This is a genomic window from Candidatus Kapaibacterium sp. (genome assembly GCA_025059875.1).
Lineage (GTDB): Bacteria > Bacteroidota > Ignavibacteria > Kapaibacteriales > HRBIN21 > HRBIN21.
Window position 1 is genome coordinate 167,477 of the sequence record JANXCT010000001.1, and the last position, 24,478, is coordinate 191,954.

At 59.2% G+C, this 24,478-nt stretch carries 21 protein-coding genes; 10 read left to right on the top strand and 11 right to left on the bottom strand.

The window, feature by feature from the left end; all coding sequences use genetic code 11:
• The first annotated feature begins 25 nt into the window (after window positions 1–25).
• The 10 genes from NZ960_00845 to NZ960_00890 all read left to right on the top strand — a co-directional run bounded on the left by NZ960_00845 (window position 26) and on the right by NZ960_00890 (window position 15,643).
• Window positions 26–2,209, top strand: a complete 2,184-nt coding sequence (locus tag NZ960_00845; protein MCS7176166.1) for an HDIG domain-containing protein — start codon at window positions 26–28, stop codon at window positions 2,207–2,209.
• Complete coding sequence (xerD, locus tag NZ960_00850) at window positions 2,172–3,092, top strand: site-specific tyrosine recombinase XerD (GenBank protein ID MCS7176167.1); 921 nt, start codon at window positions 2,172–2,174, stop codon at window positions 3,090–3,092. The genes NZ960_00845 and xerD overlap by 38 nt, the downstream gene beginning before the upstream one ends.
• On the top strand, window positions 3,092–4,318 hold the full coding sequence (locus NZ960_00855; GenBank protein MCS7176168.1) for a DUF1343 domain-containing protein: 1,227 nt from the start codon (window positions 3,092–3,094) through the stop codon (window positions 4,316–4,318). Before xerD ends, NZ960_00855 begins: the two co-directional genes overlap by 1 nt.
• Before the next feature lie 65 nt (window positions 4,319–4,383).
• Window positions 4,384–4,776, top strand: a complete 393-nt coding sequence (rplS, locus tag NZ960_00860) for a 50S ribosomal protein L19 (protein MCS7176169.1) — start codon at window positions 4,384–4,386, stop codon at window positions 4,774–4,776.
• Between the two features lie 19 nt (window positions 4,777–4,795).
• On the top strand, window positions 4,796–6,955 hold the full coding sequence (locus NZ960_00865; protein MCS7176170.1) for a bi-domain-containing oxidoreductase: 2,160 nt from the start codon (window positions 4,796–4,798) through the stop codon (window positions 6,953–6,955).
• Between the two features lie 8 nt (window positions 6,956–6,963).
• Window positions 6,964–8,136 (top strand): DegT/DnrJ/EryC1/StrS family aminotransferase, encoded by a 1,173-nt coding sequence (locus NZ960_00870; GenBank protein MCS7176171.1) that lies wholly within the window; start codon window positions 6,964–6,966, stop codon window positions 8,134–8,136.
• Window positions 8,129–9,631, top strand: coding sequence for a 4-alpha-glucanotransferase (gene malQ / locus NZ960_00875; GenBank protein MCS7176172.1), 1,503 nt, complete (start codon window positions 8,129–8,131; stop codon window positions 9,629–9,631). The genes NZ960_00870 and malQ overlap by 8 nt, the downstream gene beginning before the upstream one ends.
• Before the next feature lie 53 nt (window positions 9,632–9,684).
• Window positions 9,685–11,583 carry a biosynthetic arginine decarboxylase gene (gene speA / locus NZ960_00880; protein ID MCS7176173.1) on the top strand — a complete coding sequence of 633 codons (1,899 nt, stop codon included), beginning with the start codon at window positions 9,685–9,687 and terminating at the stop codon, window positions 11,581–11,583.
• A 16-nt stretch (window positions 11,584–11,599) separates the two neighbouring features.
• Window positions 11,600–12,436, top strand: coding sequence for a hypothetical protein (locus NZ960_00885; GenBank protein ID MCS7176174.1), 837 nt, complete (start codon window positions 11,600–11,602; stop codon window positions 12,434–12,436).
• A 27-nt stretch (window positions 12,437–12,463) separates the two neighbouring features.
• Window positions 12,464–15,643: an SBBP repeat-containing protein gene (locus tag NZ960_00890; GenBank protein MCS7176175.1), complete on the top strand. Its 3,180-nt coding sequence runs from the start codon at window positions 12,464–12,466 to the stop codon at window positions 15,641–15,643.
• Between the two features lie 50 nt (window positions 15,644–15,693).
• On the opposite strand, the gene NZ960_00895 is transcribed toward NZ960_00890, so the two are convergent.
• The 11 genes from NZ960_00895 to NZ960_00945 form a co-directional block, all read right to left on the bottom strand.
• The gene (locus tag NZ960_00895) at window positions 15,694–16,086 is read right to left on the bottom strand and encodes a cytidine deaminase (protein ID MCS7176176.1); all 393 of its coding nucleotides are present in this window, start codon (window positions 16,084–16,086) and stop codon (window positions 15,694–15,696) included.
• Between the two features lie 105 nt (window positions 16,087–16,191).
• Window positions 16,192–17,673 carry an aminomethyl-transferring glycine dehydrogenase subunit GcvPB gene (gene gcvPB / locus NZ960_00900; protein ID MCS7176177.1) on the bottom strand — a complete coding sequence of 494 codons (1,482 nt, stop codon included), beginning with the start codon at window positions 17,671–17,673 and terminating at the stop codon, window positions 16,192–16,194.
• Window positions 17,654–18,409, bottom strand: a complete 756-nt coding sequence (gene rnc, locus NZ960_00905) for a ribonuclease III (GenBank protein MCS7176178.1) — start codon at window positions 18,407–18,409, stop codon at window positions 17,654–17,656. Before rnc ends, gcvPB begins: the two co-directional genes overlap by 20 nt.
• A 64-nt stretch (window positions 18,410–18,473) precedes the next feature.
• Complete coding sequence (gene fabF, locus NZ960_00910; protein MCS7176179.1) at window positions 18,474–19,736, bottom strand: beta-ketoacyl-ACP synthase II; 1,263 nt, start codon at window positions 19,734–19,736, stop codon at window positions 18,474–18,476.
• A gap of 37 nt (window positions 19,737–19,773) precedes the next feature.
• The gene (locus NZ960_00915) at window positions 19,774–20,013 is read right to left on the bottom strand and encodes an acyl carrier protein (protein ID MCS7176180.1); all 240 of its coding nucleotides are present in this window, start codon (window positions 20,011–20,013) and stop codon (window positions 19,774–19,776) included.
• Between the two features lie 42 nt (window positions 20,014–20,055).
• Window positions 20,056–20,805, bottom strand: a complete 750-nt coding sequence (gene fabG / locus NZ960_00920) for a 3-oxoacyl-[acyl-carrier-protein] reductase (GenBank protein MCS7176181.1) — start codon at window positions 20,803–20,805, stop codon at window positions 20,056–20,058.
• Window positions 20,806–20,811: 6 nt separating this feature from the next.
• Entirely contained in the window at window positions 20,812–21,738 is a 927-nt protein-coding gene (gene fabD, locus NZ960_00925; GenBank protein MCS7176182.1) for an ACP S-malonyltransferase, read from the bottom strand.
• A gap of 3 nt (window positions 21,739–21,741) precedes the next feature.
• Complete coding sequence (locus NZ960_00930; GenBank protein ID MCS7176183.1) at window positions 21,742–22,740, bottom strand: ketoacyl-ACP synthase III; 999 nt, start codon at window positions 22,738–22,740, stop codon at window positions 21,742–21,744.
• A 10-nt stretch (window positions 22,741–22,750) separates the two neighbouring features.
• Window positions 22,751–23,776, bottom strand: a complete 1,026-nt coding sequence (gene plsX / locus NZ960_00935) for a phosphate acyltransferase PlsX (protein MCS7176184.1) — start codon at window positions 23,774–23,776, stop codon at window positions 22,751–22,753.
• On the bottom strand, window positions 23,773–23,946 hold the full coding sequence (gene rpmF, locus NZ960_00940) for a 50S ribosomal protein L32 (GenBank protein MCS7176185.1): 174 nt from the start codon (window positions 23,944–23,946) through the stop codon (window positions 23,773–23,775). Before rpmF ends, plsX begins: the two co-directional genes overlap by 4 nt.
• A gap of 13 nt (window positions 23,947–23,959) precedes the next feature.
• A complete protein-coding gene (locus NZ960_00945; GenBank protein ID MCS7176186.1) occupies window positions 23,960–24,475 on the bottom strand; it encodes a DUF177 domain-containing protein in 516 nt (171 codons plus the stop codon).
• Window positions 24,476–24,478: the final 3 nt, after the last annotated feature.

Here is a 24,478-nt window from a genome sequence, read left to right on the forward strand (position 1 = left end):
CAGCAACGGACCGTTAGGGGATTCAATGGCAACTCCGACCCTCTTTGCACGCTTGCAGCAGCGGCTGCGGACGACCGAGGAGGGGGAGGGCATCCGTTTCTCCGTTGGGCTCCGAGTAGCGATTATTGGGGCCACCGTTCTCCTCTGTGGACTCTTCTTTCCATGGTGGACCGAGGAAGTGCCGCCGCAGTGGGTCCCGCAGTGGGAGCTTGTGGGTACACGCTGGCGTGGGCCTGTGGTGCAGGCTGAGTACAGCTTCGTTGTGCGCAAGCCTACAGAAGTCTACGAGCAAGAAGTCCGACGGGCTCTTGACAGTGTGGCCCCAGTGTTTGTCCCTCTCTCCAACGCACGTAGTGAGTGGTACGGTCGGATAGCACTCGTCGTTGATAGCCTGCGTCGTGTGCCTTCTCTGTCGGAGGGTTCGGTGGGGGCTGAGCAATGGGGTGGCGAACAGTTGGAGATGCTTCAGCGCATTGCAGAGCGAGTTTTCCGTGAGGTTGCCGGATGGGAAGTGATAGACCGCCCAAAGGGGCAGATTCCCACGCCGTGGATTACGCTCTGGCAGCATCCGACGGTGTGGACGACCCTACCGCTTGGGCAAGTATTGGACTCCGCTGAAGGCAGCGCACTTTTGAGGACTCTCGTCCGCCGATACAGTCCGCCGGAGCTGGAACGGTTGGTGGCTGAGGTCGTCCAGAAGGCCTTCCGTCCTACACTGGTCTACAACGAGAAGCTTACAGACTCTCTCCGGTGGGCAGTTCGGCAGTCCATCCCGCGGACATGGGGAGTCGTTCGGGAGGGCGAGCTCATCGTTGCTCCTGGGGATGTCATCACGGACACAACGGTGGCTAAGCTGGCTTCGTATGCGAATGCGCGACTGCTGCAGAGAGAACGCCGTGTCACGCTCTCAACGCTCATGGGTAGCTTCGGACATGCTGCGCTAATCTGCTCGGTGCTGTTTGTCTACTTAGGGTTTCTGCGCCCTCGAATCCTCCGGGACGCGCTGCAATTAGCCGGGCTGGCCGTAGGGCTAGTGGCCATCGCAGCCCTTGCTTGGCTCTCTCGCGTGGCCAAGAGCGATCTGCCGCTGGAGTACCTCATCGTCGTCCCAGCGCTATCCATGCTGGTGGCAATTCTGCTGGATTCGCGAACGGCCTTCTACACGACGGTCACGGCTGCGTTGCTTGTCGCCGGTGTGCGGAATGGAGACTATTCCACGGGGCTGGCCCTCATGCTCGGCGGCATGCTGGCAGCTTACACGGTCCGGGACTTAGAGAGCCGTCGCCAACTGTTCCGCTCGCTGTTCTTCATTGCCCTCGGGATTGGTACGGCCGCTGTGGTTTTGGGTATAGCGCAGGGACGCAGCTTGGAAGACGTGCTCTTGCGGTGTGGTTTCGTTGCGGCTAATGCAGGGCTGTCGCCAGTGTTAACGTTCGGCATCCTCCTGCTACTGGAGCGGACGTTCAACATCGTTACCGACATGCGCTTGCTGGAGTACAGCTCTTTGGAGCACCCTCTGCTGCAGGAGCTCCAGCGCAAGGCACCAGGGACGTATCAGCATACGCTCAATGTGGCCCGCTTAGCTGAGCATGCGGCTCGGGCGATTGGGGCTCGGGCCCTTTTAGTACGGGTAGGGGCGTACTTCCATGACATCGGCAAACTGACCAAGCCGGAGTATTTTGCGGAGAACCAAATCGGGCTCGACAACAAGCACGAGCGGCTCCCACCAAAGAAGAGTGCAGCCATTATCCGAGAGCATGTTACCGAGGGCATAGATCTTGCCCGAAGCTACGGGCTACCGCCTCAGATTGTGGACTTTATCCCACAGCACCACGGTACGATGCTAATCCGCGCCTTCTGGCAGAAGGCTGTGGAACAAGCGCGTCAACGCGGCGAGCCACCACCATCGGAAGAGGACTTCCGCTACTTTGGGCCAAAGCCACAAACCAAGGAAGCTGCTATTCTCATGTTAGCCGACGCTGCAGAAGCGCTGACCCATGCGCTGCCGTCGCAGGAACCCGACCGGTTGGCGGCCGCTTTGGATGAGGTCATCCGAGAGCGTATCGTGGATGGGCAGCTTGACGAGAGTCCTCTGAGTTTCCACGAGCTGCAGAAGGTTCGAGATGCTCTCGTCGAAGGCATGGTAGGAATCCAGCATCGACGGGTGAGCTATGGGGCGGCTACGGCACAGCCCGCAGCTCTCTTGTGAGCCTTTATGGCTGAAAGAGTTCACCGTCCATCTCCGCTTTGAGCGAGGGCTGGCGGAGAACTCCGTCAGCGCTTACCTCCGCCATATCCGCGCGTTCTGGGATTTCGTCCAGAGCCAGGGAGTTGGAGAGATTGCAGCTGTAGGATCAGCGCACGTTCAGGCCTTCTTGGCGACGCTTCAACAACACGGGCTTGAGCCAGCGTCAATCGCGCAGTGTGTAGCGGCTCTCCGATCGCTCTTTCGCTTCCTCGTGCTTGTGGGGACTGTGGAGGAGGATCCAACAGAGGACATCAAACTCCCGCACCGGCAGCGAGCGTTGCCGGAAGTGTTGAGCATCCCCGAGGTGGAACGGTTGTTGTGCCAACCGGATACTCAAACGCCTCGTGGACTCCGCGACCGGGCAATCTTAGAAGTCCTCTACGGCTGTGGACTGCGAGTATCAGAGCTGTGCGCTCTTCGGATTGGGGACGCGTTGGCTGACCAGGGACTACTGCGCGTCTGGGGGAAGGGAGCTAAGGAGCGGTTTGTCCCGATTGGACGGCTAGCCTTGGGGTGGGTAGAGCGGTACTGTCGGGAGGCCCGTCCGCTCTTCCTCCGACGTCCGACGGACTTGCTCTTCTTGAACTCGCGTGGGGGACGGCTATCACGCATGGCAGTATGGAAGATTGTGGAGTCGGCGGCCCGTCAAGCCGGTATCCAGCGCCGAGTCCACCCCCATACCCTTCGTCACAGCTTCGCTACGCATCTGCTGGAAGGAGGGGCAGATCTACGGGCGGTCCAGGAGATGCTAGGGCACGCTCATATCACCACAACGCAGCTCTACACACACGTGGATCGCTACTACGTTCAGGAGGTTCACCGGACCTTCCATCCACGCGCCTAATGGCGAGAGGCTTGTTGGTGGGGATTGCACTGTGGGGGGCCATAATAGGATGGGCAGCGCCGGTGGTGGAATTAGGAGTAGAGCGCTTCGTTGCCTCGCATGCTGAGCGCCTTCGAGGAAAAGGAGTAGCAGTGCTAACACATGCTGCGGCGCGACTACCCGATGGCCGCTTGAGCCTGGAACTGCTAGTGCAGCACTTCCGTGTCGTTGCAGTATGGGCACCTGAGCACGGCTTCTGGGGTACGGTCCCAGCTGGTGTTCCAGTCCAAGACGATACGATTTTAGGGCTTCCGGTGTACTCCCTCTACGGACCTCGCCGCCGTCCCTCGGCAGAGCTCTTCCGCGGGGTGGAGGGCGTGATTGTAGATCTCCAGGATGTCGGAATTCGCCCGTTCACCTACCTCAGCACACTTGTGCTGGTCATGGATGCATGTGCAGAGCGCGGCGTGCCGGTCTACGTGTTGGATCGCCCCAATCCGCTTGGAGGAATCGTCGTGGAGGGGGCCGTGTTGGACACAGCATACCGCTCGTTTGTGGGCATGCTCCCAATTCCTTACCGGCACGGGTGTACGCTAGGGGAGCTGGCGCGTATGCTCAACGCTGAAGGATGGCTGCCATCTAATTCCCACAGAACTCTTCGGCGTTGTTCCTTGGAGGTGATCCCTCTCCGGGGATGGAGACGCCAGATGGTCTGGGAGGACACCGGCCTCCCGTGGTTCCCCCCTTCCCCAAATGTCCCTACGCCCACTGCAGCACGGGCGATGCTCGTGACAGGCATTCTCGGCGAAATCGGGCTCTGGAGCATTGGTATTGGAACGGCCACCCCGTTCCAGTACTTGGGGGCTCCGAGATTCCCAGCGGGAGCAGTTGTAGAGCGTGTACGCCAGAGGATGGCAGAACTTGGAGTAGTCGTAGGGACTGGACACTTCGTTCCAGGTGCGGGGCCATACGCACGGCAGGAGTGTCATGGGATATTCTTTGCCCCTAGGCCCTCTGCAGAGGCTCGGTTCCTGGAGGCATTCGTGGTGCTCCTGGAGGCTTTATGGCAGCAATTCCCACAGCTTTGCCAGCAGCTGACGCCGAAAGCCCAAGACATGCTCCGGAAAATCTTGGGAAGCGAAGCGGCTTTAAGGGCACTGTGTCGAGGCGGGAGCCTGCGGGAATGGCTGGAGAAAGGGCTAGAGGAGTTCCAGCGGCTGCGGCAACGGTACAGCTTGTACCAGTGAAGGACTGGAGCTGACAGAACGTAATTTTGCGAGCTTTAGAGAGGTTGTCCAGCGGAGAGGCGGCGATGCCATCCCCAAAGCTGCTGATGGTCGAGGAGATGCTGAAAGCCGAGGCTGAGGAATTGCGGCGAGCGGCTTCTGGTGAGCAGGCGAAGATCGATGACTTCAGGCCTGGCGATTACGTAGACGTTGCCGTTCGTGTCGTGGAAGGGGATAAGGAGCGGATCCAGCACTTCCAGGGCATTGTAATGTACAAGCGGGGACAAGGGCCAAGTACAACCTTCTGTGTGCGGAAGGTCTCGCATGGCGTCGGGGTAGAGAGGATCTTCCCGCTCTACGCCCCGGTAGTGGAGAGCGTTACCGTACTACGGCGCGGACGTGTCCGGCGGGCCCGGATTACGTTCATCCGCCAGATGTCGGAGAAGCGGATTCGGCAGAAGCTGCGCTACAGCTCCTGAGTATACTGTCACCCTGCGGATGCTCCAAGTCCTGCAGCACCAGCGGACAGGCGAAATCCAAGTTGCTGAAGTACCCCCACCGGAGTGTGTGCCTGAAGGAGTATTGGTTCGGACAGCCTTCTCCCTCATCAGCTCAGGAACGGAGCGGACGAGTGTCCAGACGGCTCGGGCCTCGTTGCTACGGAAAGCGTGGGAACGCCCAGACCTTGTCCGCCAGGTCCTGCATTCCATTCGGCGCGAAGGACTATCAGCGACGCTGGAGAAGGTCAAGGCGCGGTTGGAGGCTTACAAGCCGCTGGGCTATAGCGTTGCCGGTGTCGTTGTAGAGTCGCGGGTACCGGAGTTTGCGCCTGGAGACCGTGTTGCCTGCGCGGGGGCTGGCTACGCTGTCCACGCAGAGTACGTCACCGTCCCAAGGCGGCTCGTCGTTCCTGTTCCCGAGGGGGTCCCGTTGGAAGCAGCAGCTTATGCGGCTGTCGGTGCCATTGCCCTCAACGGCGTACGGCGGGCTGCAGTGCAGCTCGGTGAACGAGTCCTTGTCATCGGCCTGGGGTTACTGGGATTGCTGACAGTCCAGCTTCTGCGGGCCGCAGGCTGTCGCGTTATTGGAATGGACCGAGATCCAGCTACCTTCGCCACGGCCCTTGCGGTAGGCTGTGAGAGGGCCTTCCTGAGCAGTTGGGAGTCGGTGGCCGATGTAGAGCGGTGGAGTTTCGGTATCGGGGTGGATGCTGTCATCATAACGGCAGGGACTTCCTCGAACGAGCCTCTGGAGCTTGGGATTGCTACCCTCCGCAAGCGTGGTCGGCTGGTCGTCGTAGGGGCCGTAGGGATGGATGTCCCAAGGCAGCCTTTCTACGAGAAGGAGTTGGAGCTCCGCATTGCCACCAGCTACGGACCTGGCCGCTACGACCCATTCTACGAGGAGCAGGGGAACGATTACCCGATCGCTTACGTGCGCTGGACCGAGCAGCGCAACATGGAAGCTTTCCTGCAATTCCTCAAATCGGGGCAGGTAAGCACGGAACCGCTGACAACACATCGGTTCCCAATTCACCGGGCAACGGAAGCCTACGAGTTACTGACCCATCCTGGTCAGGAACGGGTCATCGGCATTCTGTTGGAGTATCCGCAGGTAGCTCAAGAGGAGCGGGCTCCAGAGGTCGTGCTTCGTCCACCGAGATCCTCCGCGGCCAGACCTCGCATCGGGGTGATTGGTGCTGGAAGCTTCGCCCAGGCTCACCTTCTACCGGCGCTTCGAGAGGCCGGGGTGGAGTTTGTAGCTGTCGCCACAGCCACCCCAGCGTCTGCTCGTGCGGTAGGGGAGCGGTTCGGTTTCCGTGTAGCAACGACGAGTGGAGCTCAGGTCATCGCGAATCCTGAAGTGGAGGCAGTTGTCTGCGCAACGCGCCATGACACGCATGCTGACTACGTTGTGGAGGCGCTGCGGGCAGGCAAGCCAATCTTCGTTGAGAAGCCGCTGGCAATCACGCTGGAGCAGCTACGGCTTGTGGAGCAGACGCTGGCGGAGCATGGAGGAGCGATCATGGTTGGATTCAACCGTCGGTTCAGCGCTCCGCTGCGTGATATCAAAGCGTTCTTCGCAGACCGAGTGGAGCCGCTGAGTATCCTCTACCGGGTCAACGCTGGCGCCCTCCCTGCAACGCACTGGTTGCGTGATCCGCGTCAAGGGGGGCGTATTCTGGGTGAGGCATGCCACTTTGTGGACTGCATGGTGTTCCTCACAGACTCGCTTCCGGACGCCGTGGCAGCCTCGGCGGTTCGGCTCCCAGCACCAGATGCCGGGGAGTGTGTTAGCACCATCCTCCGGTTCCGCGATGGGTCTATAGGGGTGCTACAGTACTTGACGACTGGCCCGTCAGCCGTTGGCAAGGAGTTCTGTGAGGTCTTTTGCCAGGGCAGAGTGGCCCGGATGGAGGACTTCCGGAGTGTAGAGTTCTTCGATGGTCGACGCCGAAAACTCCGCCGCTATGATGGTTCGAAGGGGCATCGGGAGGAAATACACCAGTTCGTAGAGGCACTCCGTACGAGAGCCCCATTCCCAATTCCCTACGAGCAGTTGCGGGCTGTGACGTTGGCGACATTCGCTATCCAGGAGGCACTCCGTAGTGGGACATGGGTGGCGGTTGATAGCCTACTCTCCTCGGTGCAGCCGTGAGGAGCGGTATGCAGGTTCCCTTCCTGGACCTTTCAGCTCAGCACGAGCTGTTGCGGCACGAGCTTGTCCAGGCGATAGAACGGGTGCTGCAGACGCATCAGTTTGTGCTCGGAGCGGAAGTAGAGGCGTTTGAGCGAGCTTGCCAGGAGTATTTGCAAATCCCACACGCTGTCGGGGTGTCGAGCGGGACGGATGCGCTCTTGATTGCTCTGATGGGGATCGGAGTTGGCCCTGGGGATGAGGTGATCGTGCCAACTTGGACCTTCTTCGCCACGGCTGGAGTCGTGGCTAGGCTCCATGCGCGACCTCTCTTCGCGGACGTTGAACCTCGGGGGTTTGGGCTACAGGCAGAGGCCGTAGAGCGGGTGATAAGCCGACGGACGAAGGCAGTGATCGTCGTCCACCTCTATGGGCAGATTGCTCCAGAGGTAGAGGAGCTGCAGCGCCTTTGCGAAGCCCATGGCATCGCGCTCGTAGAAGATGCTGCTCAGGCATTTGGGGCGTGCTACGCAGACGGTCGTGGGGTTGGCAGCTTTGGGCTCTGTGCAGCCATCTCGTTCTATCCGACCAAGAATCTCGGTGCCTGTGGGGATTCGGGGATGGTGGTCACCCGTAGTGGAGAGTTCGCCACGTACTTGCGGTTGCTGCGAAATCACGGCATGGAGCAGCGGTACCTTCACGCGGTAATTGGTGGGAATTTCCGCATGGACGCGTTCCAGGCAGCCATCCTTCGAGTGAAGTTGGCCTACCTATCGGAATGGAACCAGCGCCGCTGTACACTCGCCCATCGTTATGCGGAGCTCTTTCGACAAGCCGGTTTGGCGGAGGGCCCAGGGATTCTGGAGTTTGACCCAAACAACCGTGTACTCTTGCCAGCCGAGCTGTATCCTGATGCTCCGGGGATACCGCATGTGTACCACCAGTACGTCATCCGGGCTCGCCGTCGGGATGAACTCCGGCAGTATTTGGCCGAACGCGGCGTTGGAACGGAGGTCTACTACCCCGTCCCTCTCCATCGGCAGCCGGCTTTCAGGGAGTTGGGTTATAGCCCTCAACAGTTCCCGGTCTCTGAGCGTCTGGCTGCGGAGGTGTTAGCGCTGCCGATCTACCCGGAGTTGAGTGAGGCACAGCAGGAGACGGTGGTGGGTTGCATAGAGAGCTTCTTCCGCCAGCATGACTAAGCTGGCGCGGAGCTTGGGAGTACTGTTGCCGATTCCCGCTCTACCCTCTCGCTGGGGAATCGGGGACTTAGGGCCATCGGCATATAGGTTTGCTGAGCAGCTTGCTCGGGCAGGAGTTCGATACTGGCAACTGCTGCCCTGGGGACCGACAACGCCGGCGCTGGACAATTCTCCTTACAACGCCTTGTCTGCATTTGCTGGTAACCTGCTCTGGATCGGTCCCGAGCAGCTCTATGCTGAGGGATTCTGCCGGCGCCAGGATTTGACCCACCTACAGCCTTACGCACCCCAAGTGGACTACGCTGCGCTGACGGTAGAGCGGATGGAGTTCCTCGCTCGCTGCTTTGAGCGCTCTGCCTACTGGCGGCATCACAGTGCAGACTTCGAGGAGTTCTGCAGTCGCGCTGGCTCCTGGTTGGAGGAGTGGGTGCTGTTCGCTGTGCTGCGGGAGCACTTCCGTGGGGCTCCGTGGTATGAATGGCCGCCGGAGTACAGAAGGCTGAGCGGAGCTCAGCTTGAAGTGATCCGGCGCCGCCACGCAAATCGGCTCGAATTCCACCGCTGGGTCCAGTTTCTCTTCTTCCGCCAGATGGAGCGCCTGCGGTCCTGGTGTTTGGAGCAGGGAGTAGAGCTGATCGGAGACCTGCCCCTCTTCGTTGCACATGACAGCGCTGATGTATGGGCGCGTCCGGAGCGCTTCCTCCTCATGCCCGATGGGCGTCCTGAGTATCTCTCTGGAGCTCCGCCGGATGTCTATAACCCACAGGGGCAGCTATGGGGGCAGCCGCTGTATCGCTGGGAGGTCCACCGTGCAGAGCGCTTCCAGTGGTGGATGGAGCGAGTGTCGCACGTGCTGCGCTACGTGCGCTGGCTTCGGTTAGATCACTTCCGAGGATATGTGGCCTGCTGGGCGGTGCGATCGGGGGCCTCGACGGCTGCCGAGGGTAGCTGGATGCCGACCCCCAGCGAAGAGCTCTTTCAGCTGTTCCAGTCTCGGTGGATGCCTCTGCCCTTCTTGCCAGAGGATTTAGGCACGATCACGCCAGACGTCGAGCTGCTGCGCTGCCGACTAGGATTGCCCAGCATGCGTGTGCTCCTCTTTGCATTCCCAGACCCGGCCTACAATCCCCATGCACCGCACTCCTGCGGGGAGAATACGGTGCTCTACACTAGCCTTCACGACACCCCACCTGTGCGCGGTTGGTTTTTGCAAGCTCCCGAGCCAGTCCGGAAGAGCGTTGCCCAGTACTGCGGACATGCGGTCAGCGCGAGGAGTGTACATTGGGACTTCCTCCGGCTGGCGCTCCAGTCAGCGGCGTGGTTGGTCGTTGTGCCTGTCCAGGATATCTGCGGCCTCGGAGCAGAAGCGCAGATCAATCGCCCCGGTACGGCTCAAGGAAATTGGCGGTGGCGCCTCAGTCCTGGAATGCCTCATGCGCGCCATTGGGAGCGGTTGGCAGAGATGAGCGCTCTCTTCGGGCGGTACCGGAGATGAGGAGCAATTCTTGGTTCGTCATGACTGCTCAACGGAGAGAGGCCACCATGTACATGCAGCCCTGGAGCATCGAAGATGCCGCCGAGCTCTACAACATCAGCGGGTGGGGAGCAGGGTACTTCGGCATCAATGAACGGGGCAATGTCGTAGTGCGTCCCTGCAAAGACCGCGAGGCAGCGGTTGACCTGAAAGAGCTGATGGACGAGCTGCTCCTCCGGGATATCACTCCGCCGGTCCTGGTTCGCTTCTTGGACATCTTGGACGATCGGATTGAGAAGCTCTGGAGCTGTTTCCAGAGAGCAGCAGCGGAGTACGGCTATCAGGGCCGATACTACAACGTCTACCCGATCAAGGTCAATCAGCAGCGTCCCGTCGTGGAGGAGATTGCTCGGTATGGGCGGAATTTCAATGTTGGGCTGGAGGCGGGCTCTAAGCCAGAGCTGCATGCAGTGCTAGCGATCATGGATAACCCAGAGGCACTCATCATCTGCAATGGCTACAAAGACGGCGACTTCATCGAGCTTGCCCTTTTGGCCCAGAAGATGGGCAAGCGGGTCTTCCTCGTCGTGGAGAAGCCAAACGAGCTCCACTTGATTGCCGATATCGCTGAACGACTCCGCGTTCAGCCGAACCTGGGCTTTCGGATTAAGCTTGCCAGTGCTGGTAGCGGGCGGTGGGAAGAGTCAGGAGGCGAGCAGAGCAAGTTTGGGCTCAATGCTAGCGAACTCCTGGAGGCACTGGAGTTTGCCCGCAGTCGAGGATTAGGTTCTTGCATTCGACTCATCCACTTCCACCTAGGGAGCCAGATCACAAACATCCGACGCATCAAGAATGCGCTGCGGGAAGCTGGCCAGTTCTACGTGCAGTTGCGCTGCATGGGGTACCCGATCGAGTATGTAGATGTCGGCGGAGGGCTGGGCGTGGATTACGATGGGACGCGCTCTTCGGCCCCCAGCAGCGCGAACTACTCCATCCAGGAGTACGCTAACGACGTCATCTCTGCTGTCGTTGAAGCGTCAGCGCAACGCGGCCTGCCGCATCCTCACGTCATCACAGAGGCAGGGCGTGCGTTAGCAGCTCATCATTCTGTGCTCATCTTCAACATCCTTGAGGCGACAAGCCTGCCACAGTGGGATGAGACAGCACCCTTGCCAGAAGGGCCGGAGACGCACCCCATTGTGCACGATCTCTACGACCTCTTGCAGACCCTCACCTCGCGCACGATGTTAGAGGCGTGGCACGACGCGCAGCAGTACCGAGAGCAGCTGCTGGAGCTGTTCAACGTAGGATTGGTGGATCTAAGGACGCGTGCTGTAGGAGAGCGGCTCTTCTGGACAATCGCTCGCCGAGTTTACCAACTGAGCTCTGAGATGAAGCATCCGCCAGAGGAGCTCCAATACTTGCCTCGGATGCTGGCGGACAAGTACTTCGCAAACTTTTCTCTGTTCCAGTCGCTGCCTGACGCGTGGGCAGTGGATCAGCTCTTCCCTGTCATGCCGATCCATCGCTTAACAGAGCGCCCCACGCGGATTGCTACGCTACAGGACATTACATGCGACTCCGACGGCCGCCTAGACCGCTTCTCTTGTGCTCGGCGTCTGCTACCGTACCTGCCCCTCCATGAATTAGCGCCGGATGAGCCTTACTACGTCGGTGTCTTCCTAGTGGGTGCCTACCAGGAGACTCTTGGTGATCTGCACAACTTGTTCGGGGATACCAACACGGTCCATATTCGCGTGGACGAGCAGGGGTATCGCATTGAACACGTGGTGGACGGAGAGACCGTCGCTGACGTACTTGGATACGTCCAGTTCGCTCCGAAGCGCCTGGTGCGTACGATGGAGGCATGGGTTAGCTCAGCCGTCAAAGAAGGACGTATCTCGCTCCGGGAGGGACGAGAGTTCCTAGCTATCTACCGCTCTGGACTCTACGGCTACACGTACTTGGAGTGATGCTGCAGTGCGAGCAATGCTGAGGTGGCTAGCGGTTGCTGTAAGTGCCTACGGTGGACTGCTGGCACAGGAGCTGGTGACGTCGTACCACGAGTACTCGCCCCGGAGCGTAACGGCTCGACTGCATCGAGGATTCGAATCTGCCGACGATGAGCGGGCATGGACGATAGTACTGGGGGTGTCGCTTCCTCTCGGCCAACTCCAGGATAGTCTGTGGCTGCTCGGAGTAGCGAGTCACCTCTTGCAGGCCAATTCGCTCAACGATATTGGCTTCAACCCCCGCGGAGCTCGGTGGGAAGAGCAGCTCGTGGTGTTGTGGAAGCGCTCGCCGTGGACGATCTATGGCGGGCTTCTCCACTTCTGCAAGCACGAGATTGATAACGCCGATCCGCCGGATACAGACGACCCCGTCGTTGGCTATCAACCGACGAAGCGGGTCATTATCCTCCACGGCCCCTTCCTCGGAGCTTCCTACCGGTACCGCTGGGCACTTCGCTGGGAGCTTACAGCGGAGGTTCGCACCTTCTTCTTCCTCATCGCGCAGGACTACCGGATTCGCGGGAACGATGAGCTGCGGTGGCGCCGCTTGCGCTACTCTGCTGCAGCGCGGGTTGGGGTTCGGTGGGAAACGAGCGCTTTTCGTAGCTTCGTGCAGCTCTCTTCGAGGGCCGCGCTGTTTACAGCTCCTGTGACGGCTCGGTACGAGTATCGGGTGGAAGTAGGGAGTTCAGTTGCTGGCCTGCCGATAGCCCTCTTTGGGTATCGGGAGTGGCTCTTTGACGATCTGGCCCGTCCTTTCCCCCATCCATCGCGGAGCTTCGGGATAGGACTGCAATGGTTCGGCAATGAGTAATGTCGCAATAGCACCTGGGGAGAATTCATGAGGCAGAGCAGTGGCGTAATTGCTAGTCTCATACTGACGGCTGCTGGGGCCTGGGCGCTCCCTCTCCGTTGGGTCAACGGGTTTGTTGAGAACCGCGGACAGTGGGAAGCTCCATACGTGTATCTCTACTCCCGCCCCGGGCTTATTCTGGGGGTAACCCCAACGGCGCTCGTCTTCAACGTTTACGAGCAGCACGTCCGGGAGGCTTCTGTAGACCGTTATGGCGTTCCACAGCCGCGCAGCATTCGCCAACGGGGCCAGGTTGCCTGGATGGAGCTAGAGGGGGCGGCTCCCGCTATGGCTGTCTCTCATGCCCTTGAACCAGCAGTGTTGCACTTCTTCCGAGGCTCTTCTCCGCGGGGTTGGTATAGTTCCGTTCCTGTTGCACGCATTGTGGAGCTAATTGGGGTCTACCCAGGGATCAACCTACGCCTCTCGGCACTGCCCGAGGGGCCACGGTATGATTTCATCGTCCAGCCTGGAGCGGATCCTCAGCGCATTCGTCTGCGCTTTCGTGGCATTCAGCAGGCAGCGCTGGCTCTCCAGGGTCGCGAGCTTCGGCTGGTCGGGGAGGGAGGCTTGCTGCTCCACGGTGGCCTGCAAGCCTACCAGGACATTGAGGGGCAGCGCCGAGAAGTTCCCGTGAACTTCGTCGTAGAGTCCCTTGGCGATGGTGAGTTCCGCGTCCGCTTTGCTCTTGGAGAGTACGATGTCCGCTATCCGCTGGTCATCGATCCGATTGTCTACGCAACTTGTCTCGGCTCTGGTGCTGATGAGCGAGCCCCATCCCTTCAGCGGCTGGCAGATGGGTCGATGTTGACTGTCATCCAAGCTGAAGAGCTCTCTTTCCGCATGACTCCGGGGGCCTACGACACAACGTACAACGGTCTGACGGATGTCGTTGTTCTGAAGCTCGATGGTGCGTTGCAGCGATTGCTATTCGCGACATATCTCGGTGGAAGCGGCGCTGATTTTCCGGCAGTCATTGGCACAGATGCAAACGGGGACATCTACGTTGGGGGCTCAACGAACTCTCCAGATTTTCCCGTTCGGAATGCTTACCAGCAGTCTCTGCGGGGCGGAGTCGACCTATTCGTCGTCCGCCTCTCTCCTCAGGGCTCTCAGTTGCGGTGGGGGACATACATTGGGGGGAGCAGTGACGAGATCGCCGTTACTGGCGCCGTGCGGCGCGATGGGATTGTCGTCCTAGCGGGTCGTACGCAGTCTTCCAACTATCCGACAACCTCCGCTGCTCACCAACGGACCTATGCAGGGAATTGGGACGTCTTCATGACAGGCCTCAGTAATACGGGAGCGTCGCTGAGCTTTTCTACATACTTGGGTGGCTCCGACAACGAAACGGCGTGGGCTGTTTTCACCGACGTAGAAGGCTACACGTACCTCTGTGGGGAGACTTCGTCTTCCAACTTCCCCAACCACCCGGTGCCGACCCCTATGAATCCAGGGAATCGGCCGTACGACCGGGACTACAACGGGGGTCCACGGGATGCTTTCATCGCGAAGTTCCGTCCGACGAGTGCAACGCTACAGTACTCCACCTTCCTCGGTGGTAGCCAGGAGGACTATGCCACAGGGATCGTTGCCCGCGACAATGGGGAAGTGTGGGTGACAGGCGCAACGCGCTCGTCCAACTTTCCTGCGGCAGGTCCCCGATTCCAGCAGCAGCTATCAGGAGGTGCGGATGGCTTCCTCGTGCGCCTTTCTAGTTCCGGCTTAGGGACGGCAGCGTTACTGTACTCTACGTATCTCGGCGGGACCAGTGACGAGGAGCCGCGCGTGGTTTTGGAGTACAACAATGCACCGATAGTGGTTGGCTGGACTCGCTCGGGTAACTTCCCGCTCACCCAGGATGCCCATAGCCGTGGCCTTGCAGGGGGACAAGATCTGTTTGTCACGGTCTTCTCTGATTTGTCGGCTCTGGAGTTGCAGTACAGTAGCTTTGCGGGGACGCTGCTGGATGAGCGCCCCTTAGCTGCCGCGGCGGATGCCCGTGGTGATCTCTACATCGCTGGGGAGACGAACTCTCCGGCTCTCTGTCAAGTAGTGGAGGGCTTGCAGAGTGGGTACGGTGGTGGCGGGACGGACGCCTTCTTAGTGAAGTATGCTCGGGCACTCGTGACGCTCTTTGCGCCGCGGGGAGGGGAGCGGGTTTGTGCAGGTTCTCCTCTCAGCATCTCGTGGATGGCGGCAGGAGTCACTGCGGGTGATACGTTCAGGATAGAGGTCAGCTCAGACCGCCGGAATTGGATCCCTATTGGTTTAGTGACTGGGACAGCTTACGCGTGGACGGTTCCGGCGAATCAGCCATCAGGGCACTACTGGCTACGAGTCGTGCATATAGCCTCTGGTGTTGCCGACGAGAGTGACTCTACCTTCACGGTTGCGCAGCCTCCGAGAATCCTTCAGCAGCCTCCGGATACACTTCGGCTCTGTGTGGGAGATACGCTCGTGCTACAAGTAGTGGCGGAGGGAGACTCGCTGACGTATCAGTGGTATAGGGGCGGCGTAGAGCTTCCTGGGGCTCGACAGCCCGTCCTGAGGATTCCGCTAACGAGCACGGCACAGGCTGGGCAGTATAACGTTCGCCTCCGTGGAAGTTGTCCCCCGGAGGTCAGCAGCCGTGTTTCGCACGTGTTTGTCGAGGAACGTCCTCGGATTGTGCGGCAGCCACAGGATGTGAGTGTTGGACCCGGAGCTCAGGCTTGCTTCAGTGTAGGAGCAACTGGTGGAGTGGCTCGGCAGTATCAGTGGCTCAAGGACGGGACCCCAATTCCGGGGGCGAGGGATACGGTGTACTGTATTCCGAGCGTGTCTGCTGCAGACTCTGGGCTCTATCGGTGCGTGGTATGGAATCGGTGTGGAAGTGACACTAGTGCTGCCGCTCGGTTGCGCGTCGCTGTCGGCGTCTCAGAGCCTTCTTCGGAAGCAGGGCTCGTGCTCCGGTGGCTACCCTCTTCGATAGCTCCGCAACGCTTGACTCTTGAGCTAACAGCACCAGAGCGGATTGTCCGAGCTGCGCTCTACTCCATCTTGGGACAGCCCGTAGCGGAGGGGGAGGAGGAGATCGTGGTGGCACATGTGCCTTCTGGCGTGTACTGGCTCGTTGTCAGTGGTAGTGAGCGCCAGTGGGTGCGCTGTGTTGTGGTGGTGCGCTAACGCTTCCAGATATGCTTTCCCGAGAATGGCTCCGGCAGGAGATGGAAGAGTCACCAGAGTGCCTGCCGGTGAGAGCGAGCGGCCTGGGAGAGGATCAGCAGGTGGGGCGAAAAGTCGTGCAGTAGTTGTCGACATGCTCCGCACGGGAGGATGGGCTCGTCGGTATCAGTAGTGAGCACCAGCAGGACGAAATCGTGGTGTCCATGGACCACAGCGTGTCCTACTGCGATGCGCTCGGCGCAGAGGGTGAGCCCATAGCTACTGCATTCCACATTGCACCCATCCCAGATACTGCCGTCTACTGCCAGGAGCGCGGCTCCGACCGGGAAACCTGAGTACGGAGCCCACGCGCGCTGGAGTGCTCGAGGCGCAGCCCTCTGCGCTGCGTCTACGGCTGAGACAAACTGCTCGTAAAGGCTGGCGTGTGCTTCCCGCCATTGCAGGGCTTCGGCATGCGTCGCTGTTGCTTCACTCTGGCAGGCGGAGAGATAGTAGAGACCACAGCTGCCGTCCGGTGGGGGTCTCCGAAGAGCTCATGGAACGTTCGCTCATTCAGCTGTGGAGGTCGTGTATGTAGGTTCGGATTGGGCATGCCATGTAACGTTCAGTAGACGGGCAGCCAAGGCATCGTTGAGGCGCCGAATAGGGGTCCGGTGAGGAGCTGTTTGAAGGATTTCAGGGTTTGCTTCAGCTTCCCGGGCGATTGCTATCAGCGCATCCGCAAAAGCATCCAAGGTCTCCTTAGTTTCCGTCTCGGTGGGCTCGATGAGCATTGCTTCCTGGACGATGAGAGGGAAGTAGACCGTTGGCGCATGGAATCCATAGTCTAGGAGTCGTTTTGCGATGTCCATCGCTCGTACACCGAAGCGCTTGAGCGGAGCAGCGCTGATAACAAACTCGTGCATAGGCGTCTCTGGGTATGGTTGGGGGTAGATATCTCGGAGCCGACTGAGGAGGTAGTTGGCGTTGAGGATGGCATTACGACTAACCCGCTGTAAGCCTTCCGGTCCTATCATCCGGATGTAGGCATAGGCCCGGATGAACATCCCAACGTTGCCGAAGAAGGAGTGCACGCGTCCGATGCTCTTTGGAGCATCCCACTCCAGCTCGTATCGGCCGTTCCGGAGGATGATTCGAGGAACGGGTAAGTAGGGACTTAGACGCTGGCTTACGCAAACGGGGCCAGCCCCTGGTCCTCCACCACCATGAGGCGTAGAGAAGGTTTTGTGTAAGTTGATGTGCAGGCAGTCCACCCCCATGTCACCGGGGCGCACAAGGCCAACCAAGGCGTTGAGGTTTGCACCGTCCATGTAGAGGAGGGCCCCGGCCTGGTGCACGAGTTGCTCTATTTGCAGGATATCTCGCTCGAAGATGCCGAGCGTGTTTGGATTGGTCAGCATGAGGGCTGCTACTTCGTCGCTGAGATGGCGCTCAAGGTCCTCGATATCGATCCTCCCATGAGAATTCGAGCGGATGGTGACGACTTCGAACCCTGCCATTGCTGCTGAAGCAGGGTTTGTGCCGTGGGCTGAGTCAGGGATGAGGATTTTGCGTCGCTGGAAGTCGCCTCGGTCGTGATGGTAGGCACGGATCATGAGGACGCCTGTTAGTTCTCCTTGTGCGCCAGCAGCCGGTTGGAGGGAGGCATCGGCCAATCCAGTGATGGTGAGGAGCGCCTCTTTCAGTTCGTACATGAGCTGCAGCAGTCCTTGGACGGTCTCTTCCGGTTGCAGTGGGTGAAGACAGCGAAAACCCTCCAACGCCGCCGCTCGCTCGTTGGCTTTGGGGTTGTACTTCATCGTACACGAGCCCAAAGGATAGAAGCCCGTGTCTATGGAGTAGTTCAGCTGCGACAGGCGGACGTAGTGGCGTACGAGCTCTAACTCGCTTACTTCTGGCAGTTCAGCAGAGTAGCGACGAAGGTAGCGCCGAGGGACGAGCTCTTCCACCGGGTGTTCGGGGACATCCAGGGGAGGAAGGGAGTAGGCTCGTCGTCCGGGACGGGATTTCTCAAAGATGAGTGGCTCCATGAGGTTTCTCTGTGGGCTGTTGTTGAAGTGTTTCTAAGGCTTGGAATGCAGCTTGCTGCTCAGCATCTTTCTTGCTCCGTCCGCTACCGATGCCGAGGCATTGATTGCCGACGTAGACGCCAACGACGAACTCTTTAGCGTGTGCCGGGCCTCTCTCCTCTAGGACCCTATACTGCGGTGTCCCTTTGCCGTGGGCCTGGAGGTGCTCCAACAGTAAGCTCTTGTAGTTGGTGTCTTGCAAGAGCCGTTCCTGCTCTGCAATCGGCAGTAGTCGTTCACGAACAATTGCTCTGGCAGCAGCAAGTCCTTGGTCGAGGTAGACAGCTGCAATGAGCGCTTCCAGAGCATTCGCCAGGAGCGCTAGGCTGCCATGCTCCATAGCACGCCGAGCACTGCTGCTGGCTACAAGGAGCTGGTCGAGTGCTAAGCGTTGGGCGCAGATGGCAAGAGCTCGTCGATTGACGAGCCACGTGCGCATCTTCGTTAGCTCCCCTTCGGGAAGGTCGGGGAATGTCTCAAAGAGGTACTCTGCCACGAGAAATCCCAAAAGGGCATCTCCAAGGAACTCTAAGCGCTCGTTCGGGACTGCCTCGGGGCGGTGAAGATGTGGTAGGGCCGAACGGTGGAGGAGTGCTTGCTCGTAGTAGGCTACTTTTTGGATGCGGAAGCCCAGCACCTGTTCCAGGTGTTTGCGTTGCTCGTCTGAGAGGGTTCCCAGTAGGGGAAAAGGGTGCAAAGGATTGGTGGTCCTCGATTGCTCCGTTCTTCGGCGAATTTGCGGGTGTAGGAGATGAAGGAGCTTACTCCTGAAACTCCGTAAAGCAGAGCGTAGCATTGTGTCCACCAAAGCCAAAGGCGTTGCTTAGCGCTGCTCGGACGCGTCGCTGTACGGGAGCGTTCGGCACATAGAAGAGATCGCACTCCGGATCGGGGGTGCGGTAATTGATGGTTGGCGGCAGTGTTTGGTGGACAATTGCTAAGATAGTTGCGATGGCCTCTACAACTCCGGCAGCGCCGAGGAGATGGCCAGTCATGGACTTCGTTGAGCTGACGGCTAACCGGTAGGCGTGCTCGCCGAAGAGGGTCTTGATGGCGAGCGTCTCGGTCTTGTCGTTGTAGGGGGTGGAGGTACCGTGGGCGTTGATGTAGTCAATGTCCGTGGGGGCGAGTCCGGCGTCTTCCAGTGCCCAGCGCATGGAGAGGATAGCTCCCTCTCCGCTTGGGATCGGCTGCGTAATGTGGTAGGCATCGTCACTGAGGCCAAATCCTGCTAGCTCTGCGTAGATCTTCGACGCATTCCGCCGAACGGCGTGGTCCAGGGCCTCCAGAACTAAGATCCCCGCACCCTCTCCCATTACGAACCCATCCCGCTCAGCGTCGAAGGGCCGGCTGGCGGTTTCGGGCGAGTCATTTCGAGTGGATAAGGCCTTCATTGCGTTGAAGCCTGCAACACCCATTGGGCAGATGGCGGCTTCGCTCCCGCCCACGATCACGACGTCGGCAATGCCCCGCTGGATGAGCATCATTCCGTCAGCAATAGCGTGAGCGGAAGTGGCACACGCGGAGACGGTGCTGTAATTGGGGCCCTTGAACCCATACCGGATAGCAATCAATCCCGGTACAATGTCTACGATGAACATCGGCACAAAGTATGGAGAGATACGGTCAGGCTTCCCTCCGCGCTCCAGAAGGCGCAGTTGCTGCTCATGGTACGTCCACATACCGCCGACACCAGAGCCGACAACGACGCCAACACGGTATGGGTCTATGCGGTCTAACGGCAGCTCCGCATCCTCTATCGCCATTACCGTGGCTGACATGGCGAATTGTGCAAAGAGATCCATCCGCTGGATCTCCTTGCGACTCATATGCAGCAGCGGGTCGTAGTTCTTAACCTCGCAAGCAAACCGAGTTTCAAATTGGGAGGCGTCAAACCGCGTGATTGGACCAGCCCCGCTACGTCCTTCCATCATAGCCTGCCAGAACTCCTGCACAGAGTTTCCGATGGGCGTTAGTGCCCCCATCCCCGTGACGACGACACGACGCCGCTGCTGGCGTTCCATCGGTGTCCTAGTGCTGCGCCCAGAGGTCCTGCTTTCCCTATCCACTCAGGCGCTGCTCAATGTAGCGGATAGCGTCTCCAACAGTCCGGATTTGCTCAGCGTCGGAGTCTTCGATCGTTAGGTCAAATTCCCGCTCAAACTCCATGATGAGTTCTACGATGTCCAGGGAGTCTGCCCCAAGGTCGTGCATGAAGGAAGCTTCCGGCGTTACCTGGGACTCCTCAACCCCTAGCTTGCGAACGATGATATCTCGGACACGCTGTTCGACGCTGATCATCGGCAACTTCCCGCATAGCTTGTGAGACAGACCGTATTTGGACTACAGCGAGAGTCCACCGTCTACGACGATGACTTGCCCCGTAATGTACGAAGCTTCCGGAGAGGCTAAGAAGGCGACGACAGCAGCAATCTCGTCTGGCATTGCAACTCGGCCTACAGGAATAGCCTCTAGCAAGGCTTTACGCTGCTGCTCTGACAGGCGGGCGGTCATCTCGGTCTCAACGTATCCAGGCGCCACGTAGTTCACGAAAATATTGCGTGACGCTAATTCTTTGGCCAATGCTCGCGTCAGTCCGATCAGTCCAGCTTTGGAGGCTGCGTAGTTGGCTTGTCCAATGTTGCCAATGATGCCGACAACAGAGCCAATGTTGATGATGCGCCCATACCGCTGAGGGATCATCAGTCGTATTGCAGCACGGCTCCACAGGAAGGCCCCGCGGAGGTTTGTGTTCAGTACTCGGTCCCAGTCCTCTGCTGTCATGCGGGCGAGGAGGCGGTCCGAGGTAATACCAGCGTTGTTGACCAGAATGTCTAACCGCCCTGCCTCTTCCCGGAGGATAGCGAAGCAGCGTTCAACATCTTCTTCGCGAGAGGCATCGGCCTGAAGGAATCGAACACGGAGGCGCTCACGATTGAGCTCTTCCTGGAGTTGTTGAGCTCGGTCGCTGGCCGTGAGGTACGTTGCGTAAACAAAGGCTCCATCACGGCAGAGGCGGCGTACGATAGCCTCTCCGATTCCACGAGTGCCCCCAGTGACGACTGCGACTCGTCCTTGGAGGAGCTGTTCCATACTCCCTTACTCCCCCCTCACCTGCAGGACATCCTGGATGGTGTCGATGCCGGATACGGAAACGCCCGACAGTGTCCGGCGTACGAGACCCTGGAGGACTCTACCAGGGCCCAGTTCAACGAACTCTCGGATGCCATCGGCGTACATGCGTTCCAAGGTCTGCCGCCAGCGGACAGGGGAAGTAAGCTGGGCCAAGAGCGTCTGCCGAAGCTGCTCGGCGTCTTGTAGCGGAGTTGCTGAGACGTTGCAGTAGATCGGTATCTGAGCGGGGGAGAAGGTAGTTGCCGCGATGGCTTCTGCTAGCCGCTGACGGGCAGGCTCCATTAGTGGGGAGTGGAATGCACCGCTGACAGCAAGCTCGATAACTTTCGTTGCTCCGGCCTCTCGGAGATGAGCGATTGCAGCACGGACTAGCTCTGCGGACCCAGAGATCACGACTTGCCCGGGAGCATTGTAGTTCGCTGCAACCAGGACCCCATTGTTGTTGTCGCGCGAAAGGCGGGCTACGATGTCCTCCACAACGGCATCCTCCAATCCGATGACTGCTGCCATTGCTCCTGGGGCATGGCGCCCTGCCTCCGCCATCGCCTCTCCACGGAGTTTCACGAGCCAGAGGGTGTCTTCAAAGGAGAGGACCCCGGCAGCGTAGAGGGCAGAGAATTCTCCCAGGGAGTGTCCAGCAACGGCATCAGCCGGAAGGACTTCTCGCACTACTTCGACCACGATGGCCTCATGCACAAAGAGAGCCGGCTGCGTGTACTCAGTCTGCCGCAATCGTTCTTCCGGTCCCTCTATGCAGAGCTGGTAGACATCGAAGCCCAGGATAGCCTCAGCGCGTTCCAAGTACTCTCGGGCTTGGGGGAATGCTTCCGGAAAGCCTCGCATCATGCCGACGTATTGGGAGCCCTGTCCTGGGAAGAGCCAGGCGCGCATGGCTCAGTCTACAGCTGGCAGACCCCAACGGAGGTAGACAGCGCCCCACGTGTACCCTGCCCCAAAGCTCACGAGGATGAGGCGATCACCGTAATCCAGTTGGCCAGCTTGGTACCACTCCGAGAGGCAAATCGGGATGGTGGCTGCTGTGGTATTCCCGTAGCGGTCAATGTTAACCATGACCCGATCCATCCCTAGCCCCATGCGCTCTGCCGTTGCCGTGATGATCCGCAGGTTTGCCTGGTGCGGTACGAGCCAGCGAATGTCCTCCGGGCGCAGGTCGTTTCGCTGTAGGATTTCCAAGGTAACCTCTGCCATCCGAACAACGGCCTCCTTGAACACCGTGCGGCCCTCCTGGAAGACGTAGTGCTCTCGGTTTTGCACAGTCTCTTCTGATGCCGGCTTTGCGCTTCCTCCGGCTGGCATGTAGAGGTACTGCCCACCTTCTCCGTTCATGTAGAGCACGCTATCGATGATGCCAATGTTGGGGTCATCCGTGGGCTCTAGGAGCACAACTCCACCCCCGTCTCCAAAGAGGACTGCTGTAGAACGGTCCTCGAAGTTGATGATGGAACTCATTTTATCGGCTCCACAGAGCAGAAGGCGCCGAGAGACCCCTGTCTCTACAAGCTTTGCTCCAACGACTAGAGCGTAGATGAAGCCGGAGCAGGCAGCAGATAGGTCAAAGCCCCACGCGTTCCTTGCTCCCAGCTTCTTCTGGACAACGGCAGCGGTGTTGGGGAAGAAGAAGTCTGGAGTCACAGTGGCAACGATAATACAGTCTATGTCCTCCGGCGATAATCCACGCCGCTCTAAGCATTGACGGGCGGCAGGGACGATGAGATCCGAGGTTGCACCCTGGCAGGCGAAACGGCGCTCGCGGATACCTGTGCGTTCCACGATCCATGCATCGCTAGTGTCGAGGTACTGTTCGAAGTAGGCATTCGGGTAGACAGTTTCTGGGACGTAATGCCCAACAGCCGTGATCGTTGCTCGTGGCATAGAGTCCTCGTTAGGCGTTCACTGAGTAGAGGGCAAGCGAGACCTCAAGCCGTTGTACCAGGGCGCGTTGAATGGCTTCGTAGGCGCGAAGGATCATATTCCGAATCGCTAGTGGTGTGGAGCGTCCGTGGCCAATGATGACAACTCCACGCACGCCAAGCAAAGGAACACCACCATAGCTTTGGTAGTCAAACTCTCGTAAAATCCGGCGTAGCGTCGGGCGTAAGATCCAAAACAGCAAGCGTCGCCATAGATCGCGGGTTCCCAAAGCTCTAATCCGAGCTTTCCAGGCAGCTGTCAGGCTTTCGCCAAACTTGAGCAGTGCATTCCCTACGAATCCGTCGCAGACGACGACATCCGCCACTCCGCGTAGGATGTCCTGTCCTTCCACATTGCCGATGAAGTTGAGTGTGCTGTTTTTGAACAGTCGATATGCTTCCCGTACCGCTTGGGTGCCTTTTCCTTCCTCCTCCCCAATGTTCAACAGGGCAACCCGCGGGCGCTCTATCCCCAAGAGCTCCCGGATGTAGACGCTGCCCATGACGCCGAATTCATAGAGGTGTCGCGGCTTACAGTCCAGATTGGCCCCGACGTCTAAGAGTACAGAGGGGCGCTGCTGTTCTGTTGGAACCAAGGTACCAATCGTGGGACGGGAAATGCCGGGAATCTTCCCCAGGAGTAGTGTTGCTGCGGCAAGGATGGCTCCCGTGTTGCCTGCCGATACGACAGCATCTACCTCTCCTTGGGCGTGGAGCTCGATGGCAAGCACCAATGACGAGTTCCGCTTCAAGCGGACAGCTTCGGTGGGGTCATCCCTCATTTGGATGACTTCTTCGGCATGGACGAGTGGCAACTGCTCTATTGGGATACCTAGCCGCTGGGCGACACCTCGGATCTGTTCCCGGTGGCCGATGAGGACTATCTCCACGGACCTACCCCGCAGCTCTGTCATCGCCTGAAGTGCCCCCAGGAGTTCGTTCGTGGGAGCAGCATCTCCACCCATGAGGTCCACGGCGATTCGCAAGGGGCGGCTCATTGGCTACTGACGACCCTGCGTCCCTTGTAAATACCGCAGAGGCACGCGCGATGGGGTTCCTTCGCCTCTCCGCACTCGGGACACTGCTGGAGCGTTGTGCGAGCATGCTTGTAGTGGGTGCGCCGTTTGTCGCGGCGGGAGCGTGAATGGCGACGTTTCGGGTTTGGCATTGCTACGTCAGGCTCAGCGGTTCAACAGTCTGCGTAGAGGAGCCCACCGCTCGTCGGGGGTTTCCGAGGGAGCAGCATACTGCGGGTACAGTTCCTCGAAGGAGACATTACGGTACTGCGGAGCAACCCGCTTCATCGGCAGACGGACAGCCAATTCTTGGCGTACCTCCTCCGTGAGATCTATGTGGGTTTCATCTTCTCGAATAAGTTGGATCTCATATGTCCTGTCACGCCGTTCTGCCTGGGACAGCAGGTACAAGTCGGTGTCGGCTAGATACGCGACCTCTATTGGGGCCTCGATCAACTCGGTGTACTCCTCGAGGCTTCGGTCACAGACGAGCCGAGCTTGGCAACGGGCTATCCCGACGAACGTGTAGCGGCGGCCTATTTTTTCCAGAGTCCCTATGAGCGTTACTTCCCCAACAAACTCAGGGGCCATCTCTGGGATACCTTTTGCCACCGCCGTCAGTTGAATTTGATGGAGGCCGTCGCGGAGCCCTTGGATTCGGATCGAGAGTGGTGCTGCCATGGA

Excerpts from the sequence above, each read along its gene's own strand:
- rpmF (MCS7176185.1), bottom strand. The coding sequence starts at position 23,946 with ATGCCAAACCCGAAACGTCGCCATTCACGCTCCCGCCGCGACAAACGG.
- NZ960_00855 (MCS7176168.1), top strand. The coding sequence starts at position 3,092 with ATGGCGAGAGGCTTGTTGGTGGGGATTGCACTGTGGGGGGCCATAATA.
- fabF (MCS7176179.1), bottom strand. The coding sequence starts at position 19,736 with ATGGAACGCCAGCAGCGGCGTCGTGTCGTCGTCACGGGGATGGGGGCA.
- NZ960_00945 (MCS7176186.1), bottom strand. The coding sequence starts at position 24,475 with ATGGCAGCACCACTCTCGATCCGAATCCAAGGGCTCCGCGACGGCCTC.
- NZ960_00865 (MCS7176170.1), top strand. The coding sequence starts at position 4,796 with ATGCTCCAAGTCCTGCAGCACCAGCGGACAGGCGAAATCCAAGTTGCT.
- NZ960_00845 (MCS7176166.1), top strand. The coding sequence starts at position 26 with ATGGCAACTCCGACCCTCTTTGCACGCTTGCAGCAGCGGCTGCGGACG.
- speA (MCS7176173.1), top strand. The coding sequence starts at position 9,685 with ATGCAGCCCTGGAGCATCGAAGATGCCGCCGAGCTCTACAACATCAGC.
- NZ960_00930 (MCS7176183.1), bottom strand. The coding sequence starts at position 22,740 with ATGCCACGAGCAACGATCACGGCTGTTGGGCATTACGTCCCAGAAACT.
- fabD (MCS7176182.1), bottom strand. The coding sequence starts at position 21,738 with ATGCGCGCCTGGCTCTTCCCAGGACAGGGCTCCCAATACGTCGGCATG.
- plsX (MCS7176184.1), bottom strand. The coding sequence starts at position 23,776 with ATGAGCCGCCCCTTGCGAATCGCCGTGGACCTCATGGGTGGAGATGCT.
- NZ960_00870 (MCS7176171.1), top strand. The coding sequence starts at position 6,964 with ATGCAGGTTCCCTTCCTGGACCTTTCAGCTCAGCACGAGCTGTTGCGG.
- malQ (MCS7176172.1), top strand. The coding sequence starts at position 8,129 with ATGACTAAGCTGGCGCGGAGCTTGGGAGTACTGTTGCCGATTCCCGCT.
- xerD (MCS7176167.1), top strand. The coding sequence starts at position 2,172 with ATGGGGCGGCTACGGCACAGCCCGCAGCTCTCTTGTGAGCCTTTATGG.
- NZ960_00885 (MCS7176174.1), top strand. The coding sequence starts at position 11,600 with ATGCTGAGGTGGCTAGCGGTTGCTGTAAGTGCCTACGGTGGACTGCTG.
- NZ960_00890 (MCS7176175.1), top strand. The coding sequence starts at position 12,464 with ATGAGGCAGAGCAGTGGCGTAATTGCTAGTCTCATACTGACGGCTGCT.
- gcvPB (MCS7176177.1), bottom strand. The coding sequence starts at position 17,673 with ATGGAGCCACTCATCTTTGAGAAATCCCGTCCCGGACGACGAGCCTAC.
- rplS (MCS7176169.1), top strand. The coding sequence starts at position 4,384 with ATGCCATCCCCAAAGCTGCTGATGGTCGAGGAGATGCTGAAAGCCGAG.
- fabG (MCS7176181.1), bottom strand. The coding sequence starts at position 20,805 with ATGGAACAGCTCCTCCAAGGACGAGTCGCAGTCGTCACTGGGGGCACT.
- NZ960_00915 (MCS7176180.1), bottom strand. The coding sequence starts at position 20,013 with ATGATCAGCGTCGAACAGCGTGTCCGAGATATCATCGTTCGCAAGCTA.